The organism is Novosphingobium sp. ZN18A2, from assembly GCF_036784765.1.
Classification (GTDB): Bacteria; Pseudomonadota; Alphaproteobacteria; order Sphingomonadales; family Sphingomonadaceae; genus Novosphingobium.
This window is the reverse complement of the sequence record NZ_CP136651.1, coordinates 1,156,881-1,177,250: the sequence shown is the minus strand read 5'-3', so window position 1 is coordinate 1,177,250 and position 20,370 is coordinate 1,156,881. Positions and strand designations below refer to the sequence as shown.

Sequence of the window (20,370 nt, the reverse complement as noted above, 5' to 3'; positions counted from 1 at the left end):
GTGCCCGCACATTCAAGCTGATGACAGAGGACCCCCAACTCTTTCCTGAACGAACGCCCGACAAGGCGCGACTGCGCGAAACCAGCCATGATTCTTCCGGTCACCGCGAGCGGCTTCGCAAACGGCTGCTGGAAGGCGGGGAAGACGCGCTGGCGGATTACGAATTGATAGAATATCTGCTGGCGACGGCCCGGCCACGTGTCGATACGAAACCGGTCGCACGGTCGCTCATCCGGCGTTTCGGCTCGCTGGCGGGTGTGCTTGCGGCGGACACGCAGACACTGATCAAGCATCCCGACATGGGACCGGCCAGCGCGGCGGCCCTGCGCATCGTCGCCGTCGCCGCGCGGCGCATGGTGCGCCAGCGGGTGCGCGAAAAGTCCGTGCTGGGAAGCTGGCAGGCGCTGATCGACTACCTGCACATAGACATGGCGCACCTGACGCGCGAACGCGTGCGCGTGCTTTACCTTAACGCCCAGAACACGCTGATGCTGGACGAGAAGGTGGGCGACGGGACGATCGACGAAGCGGCGATCCACCCGCGCGAAGTGATTCGCCGCGCGCTCGACATCGGGGCCGCCGCGCTGATCCTCGTGCACAACCATCCGAGCGGGAATCCGCAACCCAGTCGCGCCGACATCCAGATAACGCAGCGCATCATCGAAGCGGGGCGACACCTTGGCATCGTGGTGCACGACCACATCGTGATCGGACAGGACGGGCATGTCTCGCTGAAAGCCAAGGGACTTATCTGATGTGCGTGGCGGCGTTGGCATGGCGGGCGCACCCGCGCTGGCGTCTGGTCGTGATCGCCAACCGCGACGAATTCCACGCCCGCCCCGCGGCGCCGCTGGGCCGGTGGAACGATAGCGGCATCATCGCCGGACGCGACCTTGAGGCCGGGGGAACGTGGCTGGGGGTGAGCGAGGCGGGCCGGTTCGCGCTTGTCACCAACTTCCGCGTGCCCGGCTATCCGAAACCCAGCATGGCCTCACGCGGGGGGCTGGTTACCGACTGGCTGCTGGACGCGCCCCGCCCCGATACCGACCGGATGAACCCGTTCCACCTGCTTGGCATAGATCCCGACGGCGCGCGGCACCTTACCAATGCGCCCGCACCGGCAGAAAGCGCCCTTGCCCCCGGTATCCACGGCGTGTCGAACGGGGTGTTCGACCGGCCCTGGGCAAAAACCCGCCGCCTTTCCGAAACGCTCGGCCTTTGGCTGGACAGCGACGATGACGATACCGGCGCCCTGTTCGCGGCCCTGGCGGATGAAACGCCGCTGCCGCCCGAACCGGACAGCGAAGGGCCGGACCTGCCCTTCAGCCCGGTTTTCATCCGTGACCCGGCCTATGGCACGCGCTGCTCTACCGTCGTGACCATCGACAACGCAGGGAACGGACGCATCGCGGAACGGCGCTTCGACCCCGATGGCGAACCGTCAGGCGAGAGTCGCATCGCCTTTCGCTGGCCCGCCTGACCCTTCCGCTCCGGCCGAAGGCATTGTGCGGATGTAGATGTCGCGCTGCGGAATGGGGATATCGATCCCCGCTTCGGCAAAGCGGCTGGCAATCTGGAAATGCAGATCGGACCGCATGCCACCCGTGTTCATCGCACTGTCGATCCAGCAGGCAAGGCGGAAGCTGACCGAACTGTCCGCAAATCCGGTCATCCACACGCTTGCCGCCGGTTGATCGACGATCCTTGTCTCCTTGTCGGCGATGTCGAGCAGTATCCGGCGCACTTCCTCATAGTCCGACCCATAGGCGACCCCCACCTCCACCAGCACCCGCGCAACGCCGCCGGTGAAAGTAACGTTCTTCACCGCGCTGCTGATGAGCTGCGAGTTGGGGACGATGATATAATGCCCGTCGAACGTTTCGATCCGGGTAGAACGCACGGCAATCTTGCGGACGATGCCTTCGTTGGTGCCAACGACGATCCAGTCGCCTTCGCGCACCGGCCGTTCGATCAGCAGCAAAATGCCGCTGGTGAAATTCTCCACCACCGATTGAAGGCCGAAGCCGATACCTACCGACAGGGCGCCGGCAACGAACGCCAGGCTGGTCAGGTCAAGCCCGGTAGAGGCGATCGCCGCCAGCGCCGCGATCAGTATCCCGGCATAGCCCAGCGCGGTGACCAGTGCCGATTGCACGCCCTTGTCCATGCCGAACTCTGGCAGGATCGCCACACGCAGGAAGCCCTGTATCCAGCGGGTGAGCATATAGCCGAGCCCGAAGACCACCGCGAATTTCAGCACGTCTCCGGCTGAAAGGTTGATATTGCCGAACTTCACACCCGTCCGCAGCGCCACCACCGCGTCGCTCACCTGCTGGATGCGATAGCCCCAGATCAGTGCGACCAGAAGCGCAACACCAAGCGTCAGCAAAAGCCCGCTCACCATCGGAACGAAATGCAGCACGCGGCGATAGAGATGCAGCGGGCCGTCGGCCAGCGCGCGCAGAACCAGCTTCACCGCGCGGTGGAAATAGACCGCGATGGTCACCACCGCCAGGCTGAGCAGGAGGTCTGAAAATATCTCGCGCGCCAGCATGATGTATCCTGCCAGCGCCGTCAGCGCGGCGATCAGCGCGAAGCCGCCCAGAACCCGGCTGATCGGCGTGGCGAAATCCATCCGCGCGGGCTGCGGGTCGTCAGGAGCCGGTTCCGGGCGGGGTTCGCGTGCGCCGTTGCGGATAAGTCCCGCGAGACGCCACAAAAGCCAGCACCCCGCGACCAGCAACAGCCCGGAAAGCAGGCTGGCGGACGAAGCGCCGATGGTGCCCGCCTTCTCCGTCACGCCGATCACGGCCTCGAACGTCAGCATCAGGCCAAGAAACCGGACGACCATCAACGCTTGCCCGGCGGGTTCCGGCGCGAAACGGATCAGCCGCAGGTCATGGATCGGCGAAAGCAGGACCGAACGGCCCAGCCACTGCGCGAACGCGAGCAGCAGGCTGGCAAGCAGGATCGACATCGCGATTTCGCTGACCGCCGCGTTTCCGGCCAGCGGCAGCATCGCCAGCGAAATGCCCGCGATCACCAGCGCCAGAACGGCAATGAAGACGACAAGCGATACCGCGTCGAGCGCGAGCGCCATGCCGAGCTTGCGCCACAGGTGGGCGGCCATGATGATGCGGCCTTCCACTTTCACGCGAACGCGGGTCCAGCCCCGGTAGAACAGCAACGGCGGCACGACGAGCAGCACAAGCGCCAAAGCCGCAAGCCCGATGATCGCCAGTGTGCCGATTCGCGCATTGACGGCGGCAATCCTGTCAGCCCCCACCGAGAACATACGCGCCGTTTCAACCAGCGCGCCGTGCCAGAGGCGCGGGTCAAGCGGCGAGTATCCGTGCGTCATGAGGCGCGCGCGGGTCATCGCCGCAGACCGGCTGTCCAGTTCATCCACCAGCGTGGCGGACCGCGCCTGCGCCTCTCGCCAGCGCAGGACCGGCAGCATTTGCAGGCCAAGCTGGTCCTCAAGCTGGCGGCGCTTCGCGGCAAGCGCGGGCGGTTCGCTCTCACCGGACTTGGGCGCGGCGCCGAGCGCCTCGATCTCCGACTGCGTCAGACGCGTCTCGATCGTTCCCTTGTCGGCCAGCGATTGCGCGTTGTCGCGATCGTTCGCCAGCGTGTCGCGCATGCGGTCGATTTCACGCTGCGTTTCCTTGTCGGATTTTCCGGACGAATTTCGCAGCAACGCCAGCGCCTGCGCGGCATCGGCGTTGAACCCTTCCAATATCGTATCGGCAGGTTGCGCCGCATGGGCCGCCGGGATCATGGCGAATGCCCCGAATGCGGATGCCCACAACAAGGCGCACGCCACGGCTAGCCATCGTTTCGTTCTGCTTAAAGGCACCATGTCGGTCGACGCGATCCTATCGTCCAAGCCGCGATATCGCGCGTTCATGCCGCAGGCCCGCATTTCTAGCAACCGCGCGGAAAGATTAGCCGGACGATTGCGTTATACGGCGCTTGCCCTTGCCATTTGCGCCCGCGCCCCCTAGCCGCGCGCCAGCATTCTGCAAACCGCAGCCCCATCGAACCGGAGTCGACCATGGTACCCCGCTACGCCCGCCCAGCGATGACCGCGATCTGGGAGCCAGAGGCCCGCTATCGCATCTGGTTCGAAATCGAAGCCCACGCCACGCAGAAACTGGGCGAACTGGGCGTCGTGCCGGAAAGCGGAGCAAAGGCGCTTTGGGACTGGTGGAAGACCGATCCGGCAATCGACGTTGCCGCAATCGACGCGATCGAGGCGGTCACCAAGCATGACGTGATCGCCTTCCTCGACTGGGTGGCGCAGCAGGTCGGCCCCGAAGCGCGCTTCATGCACCAGGGCATGACAAGCTCGGACGTGCTGGACACCACGCTGGCGGTGCAGCTTGCGCGCGCCAGCGATATCCTGCTGGCCGACCTCGACGCCCTGCTTGCCGCGATCAAACGCCGGGCCGAAGAACACAAATACACCCCCACCATCGGCCGCAGCCACGGCATCCATGCCGAACCGACCACCTTCGGGCTGAAACTGGCGCAGGCCTATGCCGAATTCGCCCGCTGCAAGACGCGCCTTGTTGCCGCGCGCAAGGAAATCGCGACCTGCGCGATCTCTGGCGCGGTGGGCACGTTCGCCAATATCGATCCGTCGGTCGAAGCCTATGTGGCAGAGCAGCTGGGGCTAGAGCCCGATCCGGTCAGCACACAGGTTATCCCGCGCGACCGCCACGCGATGTTCTTCGCGACGCTGGGTGTGATCGCCAGCAGCATTGAACGACTGGCAGTGGAAGTGCGGCACTTGCAACGCACCGAGGTTCTGGAAGCGGAAGAATACTTCTCGCCCGGCCAGAAGGGTTCATCCGCCATGCCGCACAAGCGCAACCCGGTGCTGACCGAGAACCTGACCGGCCTTGCCCGCATGGTTCGCTCCGCCGTGGTCCCCGCGCTGGAGAACGTGGCGCTGTGGCACGAGCGCGACATCTCGCATTCGTCGGTCGAACGCTTCATCGGACCGGATGCGACGATCACGCTCGACTTCGCGCTTGGCCGGCTTACGTCGGTTATCGACAAGCTGGTCGTCTATCCGGAACGGATGCAAAAGAATCTCGACCGGATGGGCGGTCTCGTCCATTCACAGCGCGTGCTGCTGGCGCTGACGCAGGCGGGGCTGGAACGCGACGCGGCCTATCGCCTTGTCCAGCGCAACGCGATGAAAGTGTGGGAATCGGATGGGCAACTGAACCTTCTGGAACTGCTGAAGGCCGATCCGGAAGTGACCGCGGCGCTCAGCCCGCAGCAGCTCGAGGAAAAGTTCGACCTCGGCTATCACTTCAAGGCCGTCGACGCGATTTTCGATCGCGTTTTCGGCAAATAAGCCGCCACTGGCATTGGACTGCAAAGCGCCCTAGCATCGCGGGCCACAGACCAAGGGGATCAGACGCATGCAGATCATCCGGACGATCGTATGGATCGTGATTGCGGTTGCGCTCGCGCTGTTCACGCTCGCCAACTGGCAGACCGTGGAAGTGCGCATCTGGGAAGGGCTGGTGCTTGAAACCAAGCTGCCCGCGCTGGTGATCGTCGCCTTCCTGCTTGGCCTGCTACCCACCTGGGCGCTGCACAAGGTCACGCGCTGGCGCATGAAGCGCCGGATCTCCTCGCTTGAAAACACCATCGCAGCACAGGTGCCGAGCGCGCCGCTCGCCACATCGTCGCAACTCGAAGCCAGCCAATCCGGAACGAGCGAAACCCCGTGAGCAACCCTGTCTATCTTGCCCTCGACCTGCCCAGGCTCGATTCCGCCATCGCCCTTGGCCAGAAGGTGCGCGCCCACGTTGGCGGGCTGAAGCTGGGGCTGGAATTCTTCTGCGCGCACGGGCACCACGGCGTGCACGAAATCCACAAGCTGGGCCTGCCGATCTTCCTCGACCTGAAATTGCACGACATTCCCAACACCGTCGCCGCCGCGATGCAGGCGATCCATGTGCTGGAACCTTCGATCGTAACGGTCCATGCGTCGGGCGGACGCGCGATGATGGAAGACGCCAAGGCCGCCGCATCAGACGGATGCAAGGTCGTGGGCGTCACGGTGCTGACCAGCCTTGACGACGGCGACCTGTCGCGCACCGGGATTTCCGGATCGGCGCACGATCAGGCCTTGCGGCTGGCCGATCTCGCCCACAGTGCGGGTCTCGACGGGATCGTCTGTTCGGGGCACGAAGTGGCGGCGGTCCACCAGCAATGGAAGGACGGGTTCTTCGTCGTTCCCGGCCTGCGCCCGGCAGACGGCAAGTCCGGCGACCAGAAGCGCACCGTAACGCCGCGCGAAGCGCGCGATGCCGGCGCCAGCGTGCTTGTGATCGGGCGCCCGATAAGCCGCGCGGAAGACCCGCTGGAGGCCGCGCGGCTGATCGAAGCGACGCTTTAGGCCGCACATCATGCCCGCGCCCGCGATCAAGATCTGCGGCATCAGGACCACCGAAGCGCTGGATGCGGCGGTGGCCGCAGACGCCGAATACATCGGCCTCAATTTCTTTGCGAAAAGCCCGCGCTCGGTCTCGCCGGAACAGGCCGCCGCGCTCGTCGCCCGCGCGTCTGGGCGCACGCGCGTGGTCGGGTTGTTCGTCGACCCGGAACCCGCCGAGGTCGACGCCGTGCTGGCAATGGCCGCGCTCGACGTGATCCAGCTTCACGGCAAGGAAGCACCGGACCTTTGTGCCCGCATCCGGTCGGGGACCGGGCGCGAAGTATGGAAAGCGATCGGGGTGCGCAAACGCACGGACCTGGACGCCGCCCAAGCTTACGCCGGTGCAGCAGATCTCGCACTGTATGATGCCAAACCGCCGGAAGGCGCTCCGTTGCCCGGCGGCACGGGCCTGCGCATCGACTGGAACCTTATGAAGGGCGCGCACCATCTGCTGCGCTGGGGCCTTGCGGGCGGCCTTACTCCCGAAAACGTTGCCGAAGCCGCTGCGATCACGGGCGCGATGCTGGTCGATACCTCGTCTGGCGTGGAAAGCGCGCCGGGGGTGAAGGACACGGCGAAGATCGCCGCGTTCTGCCGCGCGGCACGCGGCGAATAACACAAACGAAAGGGCGGCCCGCACAGGGGCCGCCCTCCCTCGCCGACGTGGCTTTGGCGACTGTCTATCCGGTCAGAACCGCAATCCCGCGCCGACCAGCACCGCGTTGGTGTCACGCGCGCCGTCTTCGGTGAAGAAGTGCTTGTATTCGATCTTTCCGTAGAGCGGAGACATCGAGAAATTGTGCTCCACACCGCCGCCGATGTCGGTTGCGTTCGGGCCGACGCCATAGTTGTAGCCGGCCGTGGCATAGAGCCGGGTGCTGGGCGTTACCGCGACGCCGGCGCGCACGGAGCTGCCCCAGCGCGCCTTGCTGCCGCTGGCCAGCACCTTGTCGACCGACTGTTCAACGCCGACAAAGGCTGGCCCCGCGTTCACATCGTAACCGACGGCACCGCCGACGGTCGCTTTGGAGGGAAGGCCGTCACTCCAGCCCAGCCCGGTGCGCAGTTCGACGCGGGCATCGTTGGCGAATGCAGGGGTTGCGACCGCGGCGACAGATGCGGCGGCGGCAAGCGAAGCGATTATCAGTCGCATAAGTATTTCCTTATTTTCAGTAATTTACCAGCGTCAGCCGGTGACGCGGACCTAGGCCCGGCAATCTGTCAAACGGATGAACGGCAAAGAAAGAAAACCGTCAGGATTCACGCCATCATATTGATTTTCTGTGGTTTAGTGCGTTCGGAACCAGATTTGTCGCAATTGGTATCCACATCGGGGCAAATTGCCCCGCCCGCGCCTCAATCGCAGAGGTCCGCGATTCACTGGACAGCGCGACGCGAAACTGCCAATCGCGGCGCGACCAAAGGCAAGCAGAAACCATGACCGAACAGACGCCCAACAGCTTCCGCAACCAGCCCGACGATCGCGGCCATTTCGGCCAGTTCGGTGGCCGCTATGTCGCCGAAACGCTGATGCCGCTGATCCTGGATCTCGAACGGGAATACCGCGCGGCAAAGGCCGATCCGGCATTCCAGGCCGAGTTCGACGATCTTCTGGAACACTATGTCGGCCGCCCCAGCCCGCTCTATTTCGCGCCGCGCCTGACCGAGCATTTCGCCAAAATTGCGGCCGCCGAAGGGCGGCCTGAAGGCGGCGCGCAAGTGTGGTTCAAGCGCGAGGAGCTGAACCACACCGGCGCGCACAAGATCAACAACTGCATCGGCCAGATCCTGCTGGCGATCCGCATGGGCAAGACGCGGATCATCGCGGAAACCGGCGCGGGCCAGCACGGCGTCGCCACCGCCACGGTCTGCGCGCGCTTTGGCCTCCCCTGCGTGATCTACATGGGCGCGCTGGATGTTGAGCGGCAACGGCCGAACGTGTTCCGCATGAAGCTGCTCGGCGCCGAAGTGATCCCGGTCGAAAGCGGCGCGAAAACGCTGAAAGACGCGATGAACGAGGCGCTGCGCGACTGGGTCGCCAACGTGCATGACACCTTCTACATCATCGGCACCGCAGCCGGCCCGCACCCCTACCCGGAACTGGTCCGCGACTTCCAGTCTGTGATCGGCAAGGAAGCGCGCGCGCAAATGCTTTCGCGCACCGGGCGCCTTCCCGACATGCTGCTGGCGGCCGTGGGCGGCGGGTCGAACGCCATCGGGCTGTTCCACCCGTTCCTTGACGACCGCGACGTGGAGATGATCGGCGTGGAAGCCGCCGGGCACGGGATCGAGACCGGCCAGCACGCGGCCAGCCTGACGGGCGGCGGCCCCGGCATCCTGCACGGCAACAAGACCTATCTGTTGCAGGACGAGGACGGCCAGATCACCGAAGCCCACTCTATCAGCGCAGGGCTGGATTATCCCGGCATCGGCCCCGAACATTCGTGGCTGCACGAAAGCGGCCGCGTGAAGTACCTGCCGATCACCGACGACGAAGCGCTCGACGCGTTCCAGCTGTGCTGCAAGCTGGAAGGCATCATCCCCGCGCTGGAAAGCGCCCACGCGCTCGCCGCGCTGCCCAAGGTTGCGCCGCAGATGGGCAAGGACACGATCGTGCTGGTCAACGTCTCCGGGCGCGGCGACAAGGACATCTTCACCGTGGCCGAGCATCTGGGGGTAAAGCTGTGAGCCGCTTCGAAAAAGCCTTCTCGCGCGGCCCCGCCCTCGTCTGCTTCATCACCGCAGGCGATCCCACTCCGCAAGCCACCCCCGCGCTGCTCGATGCACTGGTCGAAGGCGGCGCGGACGTGATTGAGCTGGGCATGCCCTTCACCGATCCGATGGCCGATGGCCCGGCGATCCAGGCCGCGAACCTTCGCAGCCTTGGCGCCGGAACGAAAACCGCCGACATCCTGAAGATCGCAGCCGATTTCCGCGCGCGACACCCCGAAACGCCGCTGGTGCTGATGGGCTATGCCAACCCGATGACCATCCGGGGCGGCGCATGGTTCGGCGCCGAATGCGCGAAAGCGGGCGTTGACGGCGTGATCTGCGTCGACATTCCGCCCGAGGAAGACCCCGAGCTTGGCCCGGCGCTGCGCGACAAGGGCGTTTCGCTGATCCGCCTCGCCACGCCGACCTCGGACGAAGCGCGGCTCGCCACGATCCTCGAAGGCTCGTCCGGCTTTCTTTACTACGTCTCGGTTGCGGGGATCACCGGCAAGCAGCAGGCGGCGCTCGGCTCTATCGAAGACGCGGTCGCGCGGCTGAAATCCGCGACCGATCTGCCCGTCGCGGTCGGCTTTGGGGTGCGCACTCCCGAACAGGCGCGCGAAATCGCCAGGGTGGCGGACGGCGTGGTCGTCGGCTCCGCGCTGGTCGATCTTGTCGGCCAGCACGGCGCGGACGCGGCAGGCCCGATCCGCGAGCTGACCAGCGCCCTCTCGCAAGCCGTGCATCAATCGCGTAAGGAATCGGCATGAGCTGGATAACCCGCGTCAGGAACGCCCTGCCCTTCTCGCCCAAGCGCGAGACGCCCGACAACCTGTGGATCAAGTGCCCCGCGTGCAGCGAGATGCTGTTCGTCAAGGAGTACGAGGATAACCTCTCCGTCTGCCCGCGTTGCGAACATCATGGCCGCATCGGTGCGGACGCGCGGCTGGCACAACTGATGGATGCCGGGTTCGAAATCCTTCCCGCCCCCAAGGTGAAGGAAGACCCGCTCAAATTCCGCGATTCGAAGAAATACACCGACCGCATTAAGGCCGCCCGCGCAGCCAATCCGCACCCCGATGCGCTGACCAACGCGGCAGGCTCGATCGGCGGCCGAAAGGCGGTTGTCGGCGTGCAGGAATTCGCCTTCATGGGCGGATCGATGGGCATGGCGGTGGGCGATGCGTTCCTTGCCGGGGTGCAGCGTGCGCTGAAAGACAAGTGCGCCTATATCGCGGTAACGGCAGCGGGCGGCGCACGGATGCAGGAAGGCATCCTGTCGCTGATGCAGATGCCACGCACCACGGTCGCCATTTCGCAGCTTCGCGCGGCGGGCCTGCCTTACATCGTCGTTCTGACGGACCCGACCACGGGCGGCGTCACCGCCAGCTATGCGATGCTGGGCGACGTGCAGATCGCCGAACCGGGCGCGCTGATCGGTTTCGCCGGACAGCGCGTGATTCAGGACACGATCCGCGAAAAGCTGCCCGAAGGGTTCCAGCGCGCCGAATACCTGCACGATCACGGCATGGTCGACATGGTCGTCCACCGGCGCGACCTGAAGGATACGCTGACGGCCACGCTGGATTACCTGACGGCGGCCAGGGCGGCCTGACGGCACTCCCCCCGATCAGCACCGCCGATGAAAGACTTCGCGATCTCGGACGATCCGGCGGTGCAGGCCCAGCTTGACCGGCTGGGCACACTGTCCTTGCCGCAGGGGCGGCTCAGCCTCGATCCGGTGCGTGAACTGTGCGCGCGGCTGGGCAATCCGCAGGACGCGATGCCGCCTGTGTTCCACGTTGCCGGAACGAACGGCAAGGGATCGACCTGCGCATACCTGCGCGCGATCCTGGAGACGGCGGGGCTCACCGTCCACTCTGCAACGAAACCGCATCTGGTCCGCTATAACGAGCGCATCCGCGTTGCCGGTGCGTTGATATCGGACGCGATGCTGGCGGAACTGCTGGCCGAAGTGCTCGACGCGGCGGGCGACATGGGGCCGAGCTTCTTCGAAGTGACCACGGTGGCGACGTTCCTGGCCTTCGCGCGCCAGCCCGCCGATGCCTGCGTGATCGAAACCGGGCTTGGCGGGCGCTTCGATGCGACCAACGTGATGCGGGCGCCGCTGGTCTGCGGCATCGCGACGCTGGGGCTGGATCACGAAGCCTTCCTTCTGGTGCCCGAAGATGGCGTGCCCGCCGATCCCCTCGCCCGGATCGCGTTCGAGAAGGCGGGCATCGCCAAGCGCGGCGTGCCACTGGTGACGCAAGGCTATCCCGATGCAGCCGCGCACGAAATAAAGGCGGCTGCTGAGCGCATCGGCGCACCGCTGTTCATGCGCGGACGCGACTGGTTCGCCGAGGCGGAAGGTTCGATCCACTATCGGGACGGGCAAGGCCGGTTAACGCTTCCCCTGCCCGCGCTGGCCGGCCTGCACCAGGCAGACAACGCGGCACTGGCCGTGGCCATGCTGCGTCACCAGAATGCCTTCAGGATATCGATGGACGCCGCGGGAAAGGGCATTGTCGACACGCGCTGGCCCGCCCGTCTGCAGCGCCTTTCGCACGGCCCGCTGACCGAAGTCGCCCCCGGGCGCGAGATCTGGCTGGACGGAGGGCACAATCCGGACGCGGGGCAGGCCATCGCGCGCCACTTTGCAGATGAACCGCCGTTGCACCTTGTCATGGGCATGCTGTCCAGCAAGAACCCGGCAGCCATCCTGAAACCGCTGGCGGGCAAGCTGCTGAGCGTTTCGATCGTGCCCGCCCCCGGACACGAAGCGCACGCCCCCGAAGACTTCGCGCCGTTCACCGACCTGCCGGTGAAAAGCTATCCGGACGTGACCACGGCGCTGGCCGCGCTCGATGCGCCGGGCGACGTGCTGATCGCGGGATCGCTTTACGTCGCGGGAGAGGTGCTGCGCCTCAACGGCGAAATTCCGGACTGAACGCTGCCTCAGTCGAACGCGGTATCGTCGTTGCGCGCGTCACCCGGGCCCACTTCGCCCGCCGTCCCCATCGATGCATCGACCAGCCCGGTGCGCATCATCCACCAGAACAGCGCGATGCCCGGCAGCGCGACGACCGTGGTGAGCAGGTAGAAGTTCACATAGCCCATCGCTTCGATCAGCGCGCCCGCCGTGGTGCCGGTGACAAGGCGGCCCACAAAGCTCGCCCCCGCGGAAATCAGCGCATATTGCGCGGCGGTAAAGCGCAGGTCGCACAGCGCGGAGAAATAGGCGACCACTACCACGCCGCCATAGCCGCTGGCGAAATTCTCGAACCCGATCGCGCCCGCCATGCCAAGGTTGGAATGACCGGCGGCGGCCAGCAACGCGAACGACAGGTTGGATACCGCCATCAGCACCAGCGCGATCAGCACCGAGCGTTTAAGCCCAAGCCGAGCATAGAGGATGCCGCCCACGAACACGCCGACGATCAGCGCCCAGAAGCCCACGCCCACGTCATAAAGCGCGATTTCGTCGTTGCTGAATCCCAGATCGTTGAACAGCAGCCGGAAGGTAAGGTTCGCCAGCGTATCGCCAATCTTGTGGACAAGGATGAAAGCGAGGACCAGCCACGCGCCCGAACGGCGAAAGAATTCCACAAAAGGTCCGGAAATGGACTCCCATATATCGGCCATTCCGCGCTTTTCATGGGTAACCTGGTGGCGCTTCGGCTCACCCAGCACCACCGCGGTCAGGATAGCGGGAAGCGCGAAGACGCTGCACGCGGCATAGGCCATGTGCCAGTCGCTGCGCGCCGCGACGACCAGCGCGAGCGCGCCGGCACCCGCCGCCCCGATGCGCCAGCCGTACTGGCTCATCCCCGACCCGACGCCAAGCTGGTAGGGCTTCAGCGTCTCGATCCGGAAAGCGTCGATCACGATGTCGAAGCTGGCCCCCGCAAAACCCAGCAGGACAGCGGCGGCCACCGTCGCGCCGATGTCCTTCGCCGGATCGACCAGCGCAAGGTTGATCGTTGCCGCCATGACCAGCAGGCCCGTCACGATCATCCACGCCACGCGCTGCCCCATCCGGCCAAGCAGCGGCAGGCGCACGCCGTCTATGATCCACGCCCACAGCGGCTTGAAGTTGTAAACGAAGAAGGCAAGCGTGAACGCGGTAATCGTGGACTTTTCGATCCCGTCCTGCGCCAGCCGCGTCGTCAGGGTCGCGGCGAGCAGCGAGAACGGATAGCCGGAAGAAACGCCCAGGAAGAACGCGGCAAGCGATTCCTTTTCAAGATAGGGTTCCACCGAATCCCACAGCTTGCGCGCTTCACCGCCGTCCGTCCCGCCAGCACTCGATGTCATTCGCGACCTTTCCCCGGATTGAAATTTGCCGGCTGCAATTTACGCGCGAAACTAGCCGCGATTTCGGGTAATCATAGCCCCCATGAACAACAACGACACGGTCACGCGGCGGCGCCCGACCGATGGCCAGCTCGCCCTGGCACGAAAGGTCGCCGCGGGAGAGGCGCGCAGCAACGCCGGTGTCGGGCACGTCCCGGCCTCGGTCTATATCGATCCGGACCACTGGGCGCGCGAAAAGCGCACCCTGTTCGACCGGATGCCACAAGTGCTGTGCCCGTCCGCGCTGCTTCCCGACCCGAACATGAGCGTGGCGCACGATGCCACCGGGCGGCCGCTGCTGATCACCCGCGACGGTGACGGCAAGGCGCACGTATTCATGAACGTCTGCCGTCATCGCGGCACACGGCTGGTCGAAGGCTGCGCGGTGGCGAAGGGCAAACGGATGGTCTGCCCCTATCACGCGTGGAGCTATGCCACCGACGGACGCCTGCTCGCCCTGCCCCGGCCCGATACTTTCCCCGGCTTCGACAAGGACGCGCACGGCCTTGTCGAACTGCCGAGTCACGAATCGGGCGGGCTGATCTGGTTCTCGCCCGTCGAAGGCGCGGACTTTTCGGACGCGGCCGAAGTTGGGCGCGATTTCGATGCGATCGGCTTTGCGGGCAAGCATCTTTACGAACGCCGCACGCACTTGGTCGCATCGAACTGGAAGCTCATCATGGATGCCTTCCTCGAAAGCTATCACGTGCTGCGCCTCCACGCCGCGACCATCGCGCCCTTCTTCAAGGACGGCATAACCGCCGGGGATCAGATCGGGCCGCACCAGCGGTCGCTGGTCGGGCGTGCGGCGGAGATGGAGGGGATCGACCTTTCCGACTGGGACGAACTGCGCAAGGTCGGCACTTTCGCCTACCAGCTTTTCCCGGCGACGGTGATCGTGGTCAGCCCCGATTACGTGAACGTGATGACAATCATGCCGCAGGGTGTGAACCGCACGATGGCGGAAGACTTCATGCTGATCCCGCAGCCCCCGCAAAGCGAGAAGGCGGAAAGCCACTGGAGGCGTAGCTGGGAACTTCTGGACGGCGGGGTTTTCGCCAGCGAGGATTTCCGCGCGGCCGCACTGGGGCAGGAAGGGCTGGAAACCGGCGCCGTCACGCAGCTTACGCTGGGAACGCTGGAAGGCGGCATCCGCCGTTTCCACGAGATCTGCACCGAGGAGATGGCAAAGGGTGACGCCGCGCTCGCCAACGGCTAAAGGGCCGCGATGAACGCCCCGAAGAACACTGACGAGCGCAGCGGCGACCGTATCGCCAAGTTGCTCGCCCGCGCCGGTGTCGCCAGCCGCCGCGAGGTCGAGCGGATGATCGCCGACGGCCGCATCCGCATCGGCGACGATTTGGTGACGACGCCCGCCACGCTGCTCACGTCCCTGAAAGGCGTGACCGTCGATGGAAAGCCCGTCGCCGCGCCGCAGGCGCCGCGCCTGTTCCGCTTCCACAAACCGTCCGGCCTGATCACGGCGGAACGCGATCCTAAGGGGCGGCCCACCATCTACACCGCGCTGCGCAACGCGCTGCCCAAAGGCACGCCGCGGCTGATGCCGGTGGGTCGACTGGACCTCAACACCGAAGGGCTGCTGCTGCTTACCAACGATGGCGAGTTGAAGCGCGCGATGGAACTGCCCGCCACTGGCGTTCCGCGCACCTATCGCGCACGGACCTTCGGTGATGTGAGCCAGCAGGCGCTGGAAGACCTGATCGAAGGAATCACTATCGACGGCGTGCGCTATGGCTCCATCGACGCCAACATGGAACGCCGCACCGGCCGCAACCAGTGGATCGAGATGACGCTGGCCGAAGGCAAGAACCGCGAAGTGCGCCGTGTGCTGGAACATCTGGGCCTGCAGGTATCGCGCCTGATCCGCACCGCATACGGGCCGTTCCTGCTGGGCGACCTGCCGCGCGGACAGGCAGACGAAGTGAAGCAGATAGAGGTCGAACGCTTCCGCAAGGGGCTGAAACGCGCATGAGGCCGGGCGGACTGCGTATCGTTGCCGGCGAATGGCGCGGACGCCCGCTGCGCGCGCCGCAGGGCGATGCCACGCGCCCCACGGCGGACCGGACGCGCGAGACACTGTTTTCCATGCTCGCCAGCAGGTTGGGCAGCTTCGAAAGGCTTGAAGTGGCAGACCTTTTCGCGGGGTCGGGCGCGCTGGGGCTGGAAGCCCTGTCGCGCGGTGCGGCGAAGTGCATTTTCGTTGAACAGGACGCCGCCGCGATCCGCGCGATCCGCACCAATATCGCCGCCCTGCGCGCCGCGGACCGCTGCGATGTGCGCGCTTCGTCCGCTTTGGCGCTTGGCCCGGCGAAACAGCCGGTTGACCTGATGCTGCTCGATCCGCCGTATCACACCGGCGCGGGCGCGGTTGCGCTGGACAAGCTGCGGCGGCTCGGCTGGATCGGCGACGCGACGTGGATCAGCCTGGAAACCGCCGCCGATGAAACACCCATGCTGAAGGGCCTGGATATCGTGGCGACCCGAAAGGTGGGCAAGGCGATGATCCACCTCGCAAGGCTGGCAGGCGCCGCCTAGGGATCGCCGGGTTTCAGCCCATGCGGGCCTGCGAACGGCACTTATGCGAACTTCCGGTGCTCACGTACTGAAGTACGCTGCGCTCCGGGTTTCGCAACAGCCCCATTCTCGGCTCCACCTGGCCTAAAACCCGGCAGTCCCTATGATTCTCGTCTCGGTTGCGCCAGCGTTCGTTCGAGGCGGCGCCCGCAGTTCAGGGTCTTAGACGCCCGGGACCGGCTTCGGCGGAATCTTGCCGGAAAAGTCGCTAGCGGGCTTGCCCGGCCAATAGCCCAGCGGACGGTTGCCCCAGTTGAGACCGGCCTGGCGCGGGTTGATGCAGCTGTCTGTCATCTGCTTTGTGCACACTTCGTATTCGTTGCCGTTGATGCGCACGACAGTGGCGTGGCCGCGTGCATCGCGCTTGACGATCTGCGCGGCAGGCTGGGCGTCATGCCTCGCGTGGGGCTTTGCCAAGGCCGGCGCGGACACCAGCCCGATGGCGGCGAAAGCGGCAATCGAAAGACCCGTAATTGTGTTCATCGGAATTTCTCCTAGTCTTTCCCGGCACTTCCCTGCCCGGCACTTCCCGTGCGCCCGGCAAGGGCGAACCGGACAGCGATTGCGTTCCAAACACGCGAAGCGGCCTGCCTGTTCCCGCAGCGCGAATTTCCTGCATGGCCGGGCGACGTGACGGCCGCATTGAACGCACCGTCGCCAGCCCGCCCGATTTTCCCGCAAGAAGGTGGAACACGGTAGAAAACCGACGCAACGTAGCGGCGAAAAAATAGAGCGGGTATGGCGGCACACAATGATGCCGCCGTTGCCGGCGGCTCGCTCAACCGTCGTGGATGTGAACGTCGTGCCCGGTGTGCCGGGTAAGGATGGCCACGGCGCGCTCCTCATCGGCCTTGTCCCACGTGCGGACCCACAGAAGCAGCCCGCCATGCCGCATCTGTTCCTGCAGGTACTGCGCATGATGATCGCCAACAAGGCGCGCAAGCACCGTGCCCAGCGCTCCGCCAGCCCCGCCGGCGGCGACCGCCGCCGCGATCACGGCAAGCAACGATCCGCCCGAAGCGACGACCGCCCCTATCGTGGAGAAGGCCGCGAGATAGAGCGGCGCGGAAATCAGCGCCCCTTCCGCCCCGCCGATGGATTCGGTCGGCACATAGAACGTGCGCGGCACCGCCGGATCGTCCTCCAGTTCGGATACCTTGCGATATTTGTGCCCCAGCTTTTCCTCCACCGCGCTTTCGGTTGCCAGAAGGCTCACTTCCGCGCGGTCGAAACCCGATCGCAGAAGCTCGTCTATCGCGGCCTCTATGTCCTTGGCTGTATCGAAATAGGCCACCGCTTCGCGGATGGGGCGGGAACCGCCTGATGTCGGCATATGCTGTCCTCCTGCTCAATCGGGTACGCAAGTCCATCCATGATGGGGCCACGGCCAGCGCAGGCTTCCGGGCAATGCGGATCGGCGTTCATTGCGCCGGTGGGCCAGGGCCGATTTGCGGTTACGTCTCCTGTCCTGCGGCGTGGCGAATCCGCCAGGCACGCGATTACCGTCAGAATTCCCCTGTCAGGCGGCCAAGCAGATAGCCCAGTGATGCCAGGCCCATGGCCAGCGCGGTCCATGCCGCGGCGCCGCGAATATCGTTGGAAAATCGCAGACCGATCGACGTTGCATTCCTGCCGTGCGCGCGCACAACCTTCAGCCAGTAAAACGATGCGACAAGGCCGCAAAACGCCCCGATGCTGACCAGGACGCTCGCCGGATGGAGAAGGCCTGTAAGATATTGCTCCACATCGGCAGTTTCTGCCTCGTATCCGGCGGAGTCAACAAGGCCGCCGGTAGAGGCTCCGCGTTGGGCCGAATGGCGCAATGGGGCCGTTCAGCCCTCGCGCAGGCCGGTGAACTGCGCCAGCCCTTCCGCCGCCAGCCACGCGCGAAAATCTCCGCCGGGGATCGCGCGCGCGCCATCGGGCACGGGGCGGTTCCAGACATAGACCTGCGCCTCGCCGCGGCTGCCGCTCGCGACTTCGGGCATCACCGCAAACGCGCGGCGCAAATAGAGAGAGGCATCAGCGTGCGCCGGATCGCAATCCTCATAGGCGTCCATGCGGGCCAGATCCGCCGCGTCGAAGGTCGCGCGCGCTTCATAGATCATTCCGCGCACCGCGCCCGCGCCTTCATCCGCGACCAGCGCAGGAAACCAGCCGAGCGGATCGGGGATGGCCCACAGCGCGCCTTTCACGCTCGCCATACCGGCGGGCTGGAGTCTTGCGTGGATTTGCGCGGCAACCGGATTGTCGCTGCCCGCCAGCAGGGTTCCATAGAAGAAGAAACGCATCGCTTTCGTCTCTCCACCCGCCGCGTTCAGTGATGGCAGGCCAGCGCCTCTACCACGTCTTCCAGCCGCGCCGGATCGCCCAGCGCCAGCACGTGCCCGTCGCTTCCCGAATGCAGCGGATCGCCGTTCCAGTCACACATCGTGCCGCCCGCCCCTTCGACGATCGGGACCAGCGCCGCCCAGTCGTGCAGTTTCAGGTTCGCTTCGCAGACCACATCTATAAAGCCGCTGGCCAGCATCGCGTAGTTATAGCAATCGCCGCCCATCACCATGCGCTTGTGATCGGTTTTCGCGGCAAGGCCCATGAAGTGCGCGCCGTCGTGATCGTCGAAATATTGCGGGCCGGTGGTCGCCAGGCTGGCGTCCGATAGTTCGCGGCAGGCGCGGGTCTGCACGCGCTGGCCGTTCAGCGTGGTGGCCCGGCCCGAGACGCCGATCCAGCGTTCGCCAAGGATAGGCTGGTCGATAATGCCCAGCACCGGCCAGCCTTCGATCACCAGCGCGATCAGCGTGCCGAACAGCGGCCGGCCGGCGAGGAAGGCGGTGGTGCCGTCAATCGGATCGAGCACCCAGCTGCGCTTCGACTTTCCCGCGCTGGCGCCGAATTCCTCGCCGATCACGGTGTCGCGGGGCGCTTCGGCCTTCAGCAGCGCGCGCATCGCTTCCTCTGCCGCGCGGTCCGCCATCGTCACCGGCGTGGCATCGCCCTTCCGTTCGGACGCAAGGCCGCTGCGGAAATAGGGGCGGATCGCATCACCGGCAGCGTCAGCAAGCCGGCTTGCCAGCACGATATCGTCATCGAGGTTCATGAACGGGCTGTGCCCGCGCTGGCAGTGCGCGGTCAAGCAGGATCGGGAAGGCATACCTTGCGATTTTCGCCGCCTTCGGCCCTTTTTGTGGTAAGCAATAAGTGAACGGGCGCACAGCCCGGTCACCGGAGCCGTGGCAAGGGATTGCGCATAAGCAAAGGTACAGGGCAAGACATGAGCGACAACAGGCCGGCAATCGACCGCGCGATCGCATCGGGCAGCGGCCTGACGCGCGACGGTCAGCCGATCTCGTACAACCGCGCACCCGCCGCTGACCTCGCACCGTGGATAGCCCGGCTTTATGTAACCAAGGTCGTCGCGCCTGACGACTATGTGCTTGATTGCGGGCTGTTCAACGATACGCCCAACATCCGCATACAGCTTTCGGGACAATGGCACGCCGAAACCCAGCGCGGCCCGCTTTCGCTGGGAAGCGCGGCGATTTTCTGTGGACCGCATACCCGCAGGATGCCGATCCGGGTAAAGGGCGGTTTCGTCAGCACCGGCTTCTCTTTCAGGCCGGGCGCCTGCCACGCATTGGCGGGGCCGAAGATTGCAGACACGCTCGATTGCATCGTGCCACTGAACCAGTGCGGCGAATCGTCCGAATCGATGTTCTCGATCCTTGAACCCGGCGCCGATCCGGAAACATGGGTATGCGCTATGGAAGACGCGATTCGCGAGATGGTGGACCGGCGCGGCGGGCGCGAACCGGACCCGGTTACCGCCCGTTTCGAAGCCGCCGCCTATACCGACCCCAGCCGCACGGTCAGGGTGATCGCGCAGGATCTGGGCGTGGAACAGAAGCGCCTCCAGCGCATCGTCAGCCGCGACTTCGGTATGCCGCCCAAACAGGTGCTGCGCCGTGCAAGGGCGCTCGACATGGCGAGCCACATGCGCGGCGTGGCCGACCAGGCCGAGGCGGAGGAAATCGCGCTGCGCTATTACGACCAGAGCCACCTGATCCGCGAATTTATCGCGCTGTTCGGCCTGTCGCCCAACCAGTTCGTCAACCGGCCCCAGCCGTTGATGACCGCGGCGCTGGAAAACCGCCAGTCCCGGCGGCTTGAGATGATCGCGCGGCTTGCGCCGGGTGCGATCCGGCCTTGGGAATAGGCATTTTTGCCGAACGGCGACGCAGCAC

Annotated in this window: 22 protein-coding genes; 14 read left to right on the top strand and 8 right to left on the bottom strand. The window is 65.4% G+C overall.

The annotated features are described in order from the left end of the window. The first annotated feature begins 20 nt into the window (after positions 1–20). Both radC and RXV95_RS05800 read left to right on the top strand, forming a co-directional pair. Positions 21–755 carry a DNA repair protein RadC gene (gene radC, locus RXV95_RS05805; protein WP_338468508.1) on the top strand — a complete coding sequence of 245 codons (735 nt, stop codon included), beginning with the start codon at positions 21–23 and terminating at the stop codon, positions 753–755. Further along, the gene (locus RXV95_RS05800) at positions 755–1,480 is read left to right on the top strand and encodes an NRDE family protein (protein WP_338468070.1); all 726 of its coding nucleotides are present in this window, start codon (positions 755–757) and stop codon (positions 1,478–1,480) included. The genes radC and RXV95_RS05800 overlap by 1 nt, the downstream gene beginning before the upstream one ends. Here RXV95_RS05800 and RXV95_RS05795 read toward each other — a convergent pair. Continuing rightward, positions 1,442–3,781, bottom strand: a complete 2,340-nt coding sequence (locus tag RXV95_RS05795) for a mechanosensitive ion channel domain-containing protein (RefSeq protein WP_338468069.1) — start codon at positions 3,779–3,781, stop codon at positions 1,442–1,444. The two genes, RXV95_RS05800 and RXV95_RS05795, sit on opposite strands and share 39 nt — an antisense overlap. A 276-nt stretch (positions 3,782–4,057) precedes the next feature. Between RXV95_RS05795 and purB the strand changes: the two genes are divergently transcribed. The 4 genes from purB (at position 4,058) to RXV95_RS05775 (ending at position 7,079) form a co-directional block, all read left to right on the top strand. Next, positions 4,058–5,371, top strand: coding sequence for an adenylosuccinate lyase (gene purB / locus RXV95_RS05790; RefSeq protein ID WP_338468068.1), 1,314 nt, complete (start codon positions 4,058–4,060; stop codon positions 5,369–5,371). A 67-nt stretch (positions 5,372–5,438) separates the two neighbouring features. Continuing rightward, positions 5,439–5,753 carry a lipopolysaccharide assembly protein LapA domain-containing protein gene (locus tag RXV95_RS05785; protein WP_338468067.1) on the top strand — a complete coding sequence of 105 codons (315 nt, stop codon included), beginning with the start codon at positions 5,439–5,441 and terminating at the stop codon, positions 5,751–5,753. Further along, on the top strand, positions 5,750–6,424 hold the full coding sequence (gene pyrF, locus RXV95_RS05780) for an orotidine-5'-phosphate decarboxylase (protein WP_338468066.1): 675 nt from the start codon (positions 5,750–5,752) through the stop codon (positions 6,422–6,424). Before RXV95_RS05785 ends, pyrF begins: the two co-directional genes overlap by 4 nt. 10 nt (positions 6,425–6,434) lie before the next feature. Then, a complete protein-coding gene (locus RXV95_RS05775) occupies positions 6,435–7,079 on the top strand; it encodes a phosphoribosylanthranilate isomerase (RefSeq protein ID WP_338468065.1) in 645 nt (214 codons plus the stop codon). Positions 7,080–7,151: 72 nt separating this feature from the next. Here RXV95_RS05775 and RXV95_RS05770 read toward each other — a convergent pair whose 3' ends face one another. Next, positions 7,152–7,616 carry a hypothetical protein gene (locus RXV95_RS05770; RefSeq protein WP_338468064.1) on the bottom strand — a complete coding sequence of 155 codons (465 nt, stop codon included), beginning with the start codon at positions 7,614–7,616 and terminating at the stop codon, positions 7,152–7,154. Positions 7,617–7,900: 284 nt separating this feature from the next. On the opposite strand from RXV95_RS05770, the gene trpB reads away from it, so the two are divergent. The 4 genes from trpB to RXV95_RS05750 are packed head-to-tail and all read left to right on the top strand — an operon-like array spanning position 7,901 to position 12,125. Continuing rightward, entirely contained in the window at positions 7,901–9,151 is a 1,251-nt protein-coding gene (trpB, locus tag RXV95_RS05765) for a tryptophan synthase subunit beta (RefSeq protein ID WP_338468063.1), read from the top strand. Beyond that, entirely contained in the window at positions 9,148–9,945 is a 798-nt protein-coding gene (trpA, locus tag RXV95_RS05760; RefSeq protein ID WP_338468062.1) for a tryptophan synthase subunit alpha, read from the top strand. The genes trpB and trpA overlap by 4 nt, the downstream gene beginning before the upstream one ends. After that, a complete protein-coding gene (gene accD / locus RXV95_RS05755) occupies positions 9,942–10,790 on the top strand; it encodes an acetyl-CoA carboxylase, carboxyltransferase subunit beta (RefSeq protein WP_338468061.1) in 849 nt (282 codons plus the stop codon). The genes trpA and accD overlap by 4 nt, the downstream gene beginning before the upstream one ends. Before the next feature lie 27 nt (positions 10,791–10,817). After that, positions 10,818–12,125, top strand: a complete 1,308-nt coding sequence (locus RXV95_RS05750; RefSeq protein ID WP_338468060.1) for a folylpolyglutamate synthase/dihydrofolate synthase family protein — start codon at positions 10,818–10,820, stop codon at positions 12,123–12,125. A gap of 8 nt (positions 12,126–12,133) precedes the next feature. On the opposite strand, the gene RXV95_RS05745 is transcribed toward RXV95_RS05750, so the two are convergent. Continuing rightward, positions 12,134–13,492: an MFS transporter gene (locus RXV95_RS05745; protein WP_338468059.1), complete on the bottom strand. Its 1,359-nt coding sequence runs from the start codon at positions 13,490–13,492 to the stop codon at positions 12,134–12,136. Between the two features lie 82 nt (positions 13,493–13,574). On the opposite strand from RXV95_RS05745, the gene RXV95_RS05740 reads away from it, so the two are divergent. Genes RXV95_RS05740 through rsmD form a run of 3 tightly spaced genes read left to right on the top strand, consistent with a single transcriptional unit; the run spans position 13,575 to position 16,087 of the window. After that, positions 13,575–14,750, top strand: a complete 1,176-nt coding sequence (locus RXV95_RS05740; RefSeq protein ID WP_338468058.1) for an aromatic ring-hydroxylating dioxygenase subunit alpha — start codon at positions 13,575–13,577, stop codon at positions 14,748–14,750. Positions 14,751–14,759: 9 nt separating this feature from the next. Next, positions 14,760–15,524 carry a ribosomal large subunit pseudouridine synthase B gene (locus RXV95_RS05735; RefSeq protein WP_338468057.1) on the top strand — a complete coding sequence of 255 codons (765 nt, stop codon included), beginning with the start codon at positions 14,760–14,762 and terminating at the stop codon, positions 15,522–15,524. Then, on the top strand, positions 15,521–16,087 hold the full coding sequence (gene rsmD / locus RXV95_RS05730; RefSeq protein ID WP_338468056.1) for a 16S rRNA (guanine(966)-N(2))-methyltransferase RsmD: 567 nt from the start codon (positions 15,521–15,523) through the stop codon (positions 16,085–16,087). The genes RXV95_RS05735 and rsmD overlap by 4 nt, the downstream gene beginning before the upstream one ends. A 201-nt stretch (positions 16,088–16,288) precedes the next feature. Here rsmD and RXV95_RS05725 read toward each other — a convergent pair whose 3' ends face one another. From RXV95_RS05725 to hisN, 5 genes are all read right to left on the bottom strand, one after another. After that, positions 16,289–16,609, bottom strand: coding sequence for a hypothetical protein (locus RXV95_RS05725; protein ID WP_338468055.1), 321 nt, complete (start codon positions 16,607–16,609; stop codon positions 16,289–16,291). 295 nt (positions 16,610–16,904) lie between these two features. After that, positions 16,905–17,459 carry a hypothetical protein gene (locus tag RXV95_RS05720; RefSeq protein ID WP_338468054.1) on the bottom strand — a complete coding sequence of 185 codons (555 nt, stop codon included), beginning with the start codon at positions 17,457–17,459 and terminating at the stop codon, positions 16,905–16,907. A 172-nt stretch (positions 17,460–17,631) separates the two neighbouring features. Continuing rightward, positions 17,632–17,871, bottom strand: coding sequence for a hypothetical protein (locus tag RXV95_RS05715; RefSeq protein ID WP_338468053.1), 240 nt, complete (start codon positions 17,869–17,871; stop codon positions 17,632–17,634). An 87-nt stretch (positions 17,872–17,958) separates the two neighbouring features. After that, entirely contained in the window at positions 17,959–18,417 is a 459-nt protein-coding gene (locus RXV95_RS05710) for a gamma-glutamylcyclotransferase family protein (protein WP_338468052.1), read from the bottom strand. Positions 18,418–18,443: 26 nt separating this feature from the next. After that, entirely contained in the window at positions 18,444–19,226 is a 783-nt protein-coding gene (hisN, locus tag RXV95_RS05705; RefSeq protein ID WP_338468051.1) for a histidinol-phosphatase, read from the bottom strand. A gap of 174 nt (positions 19,227–19,400) precedes the next feature. On the opposite strand from hisN, the gene RXV95_RS05700 reads away from it, so the two are divergent. Further along, positions 19,401–20,342: a helix-turn-helix domain-containing protein gene (locus tag RXV95_RS05700; protein WP_338468050.1), complete on the top strand. Its 942-nt coding sequence runs from the start codon at positions 19,401–19,403 to the stop codon at positions 20,340–20,342. Positions 20,343–20,370: the final 28 nt, after the last annotated feature.

What these genes read in the sequence shown, in the direction of transcription:
- radC (WP_338468508.1), top strand. Translation starts at nt 21, where the DNA reads ATGACAGAGGACCCCCAACTCTTTCCTGAACGAACGCCCGACAAGGCG.
- RXV95_RS05800 (WP_338468070.1), top strand. Translation starts at nt 755, where the DNA reads ATGTGCGTGGCGGCGTTGGCATGGCGGGCGCACCCGCGCTGGCGTCTG.
- RXV95_RS05795 (WP_338468069.1), bottom strand. Translation starts at nt 3,781, where the DNA reads ATGATCCCGGCGGCCCATGCGGCGCAACCTGCCGATACGATATTGGAA.
- purB (WP_338468068.1), top strand. Translation starts at nt 4,058, where the DNA reads ATGGTACCCCGCTACGCCCGCCCAGCGATGACCGCGATCTGGGAGCCA.
- RXV95_RS05785 (WP_338468067.1), top strand. Translation starts at nt 5,439, where the DNA reads ATGCAGATCATCCGGACGATCGTATGGATCGTGATTGCGGTTGCGCTC.
- RXV95_RS05775 (WP_338468065.1), top strand. Translation starts at nt 6,435, where the DNA reads ATGCCCGCGCCCGCGATCAAGATCTGCGGCATCAGGACCACCGAAGCG.
- RXV95_RS05770 (WP_338468064.1), bottom strand. Translation starts at nt 7,616, where the DNA reads ATGCGACTGATAATCGCTTCGCTTGCCGCCGCCGCATCTGTCGCCGCG.
- trpB (WP_338468063.1), top strand. Translation starts at nt 7,901, where the DNA reads ATGACCGAACAGACGCCCAACAGCTTCCGCAACCAGCCCGACGATCGC.
- accD (WP_338468061.1), top strand. Translation starts at nt 9,942, where the DNA reads ATGAGCTGGATAACCCGCGTCAGGAACGCCCTGCCCTTCTCGCCCAAG.
- RXV95_RS05750 (WP_338468060.1), top strand. Translation starts at nt 10,818, where the DNA reads ATGAAAGACTTCGCGATCTCGGACGATCCGGCGGTGCAGGCCCAGCTT.
- RXV95_RS05745 (WP_338468059.1), bottom strand. Translation starts at nt 13,492, where the DNA reads ATGACATCGAGTGCTGGCGGGACGGACGGCGGTGAAGCGCGCAAGCTG.
- RXV95_RS05740 (WP_338468058.1), top strand. Translation starts at nt 13,575, where the DNA reads ATGAACAACAACGACACGGTCACGCGGCGGCGCCCGACCGATGGCCAG.
- RXV95_RS05735 (WP_338468057.1), top strand. Translation starts at nt 14,760, where the DNA reads ATGAACGCCCCGAAGAACACTGACGAGCGCAGCGGCGACCGTATCGCC.
- rsmD (WP_338468056.1), top strand. Translation starts at nt 15,521, where the DNA reads ATGAGGCCGGGCGGACTGCGTATCGTTGCCGGCGAATGGCGCGGACGC.
- RXV95_RS05725 (WP_338468055.1), bottom strand. Translation starts at nt 16,609, where the DNA reads ATGAACACAATTACGGGTCTTTCGATTGCCGCTTTCGCCGCCATCGGG.
- RXV95_RS05720 (WP_338468054.1), bottom strand. Translation starts at nt 17,459, where the DNA reads ATGCCGACATCAGGCGGTTCCCGCCCCATCCGCGAAGCGGTGGCCTAT.
- RXV95_RS05710 (WP_338468052.1), bottom strand. Translation starts at nt 18,417, where the DNA reads ATGCGTTTCTTCTTCTATGGAACCCTGCTGGCGGGCAGCGACAATCCG.
- hisN (WP_338468051.1), bottom strand. Translation starts at nt 19,226, where the DNA reads ATGAACCTCGATGACGATATCGTGCTGGCAAGCCGGCTTGCTGACGCT.
- RXV95_RS05700 (WP_338468050.1), top strand. Translation starts at nt 19,401, where the DNA reads ATGAGCGACAACAGGCCGGCAATCGACCGCGCGATCGCATCGGGCAGC.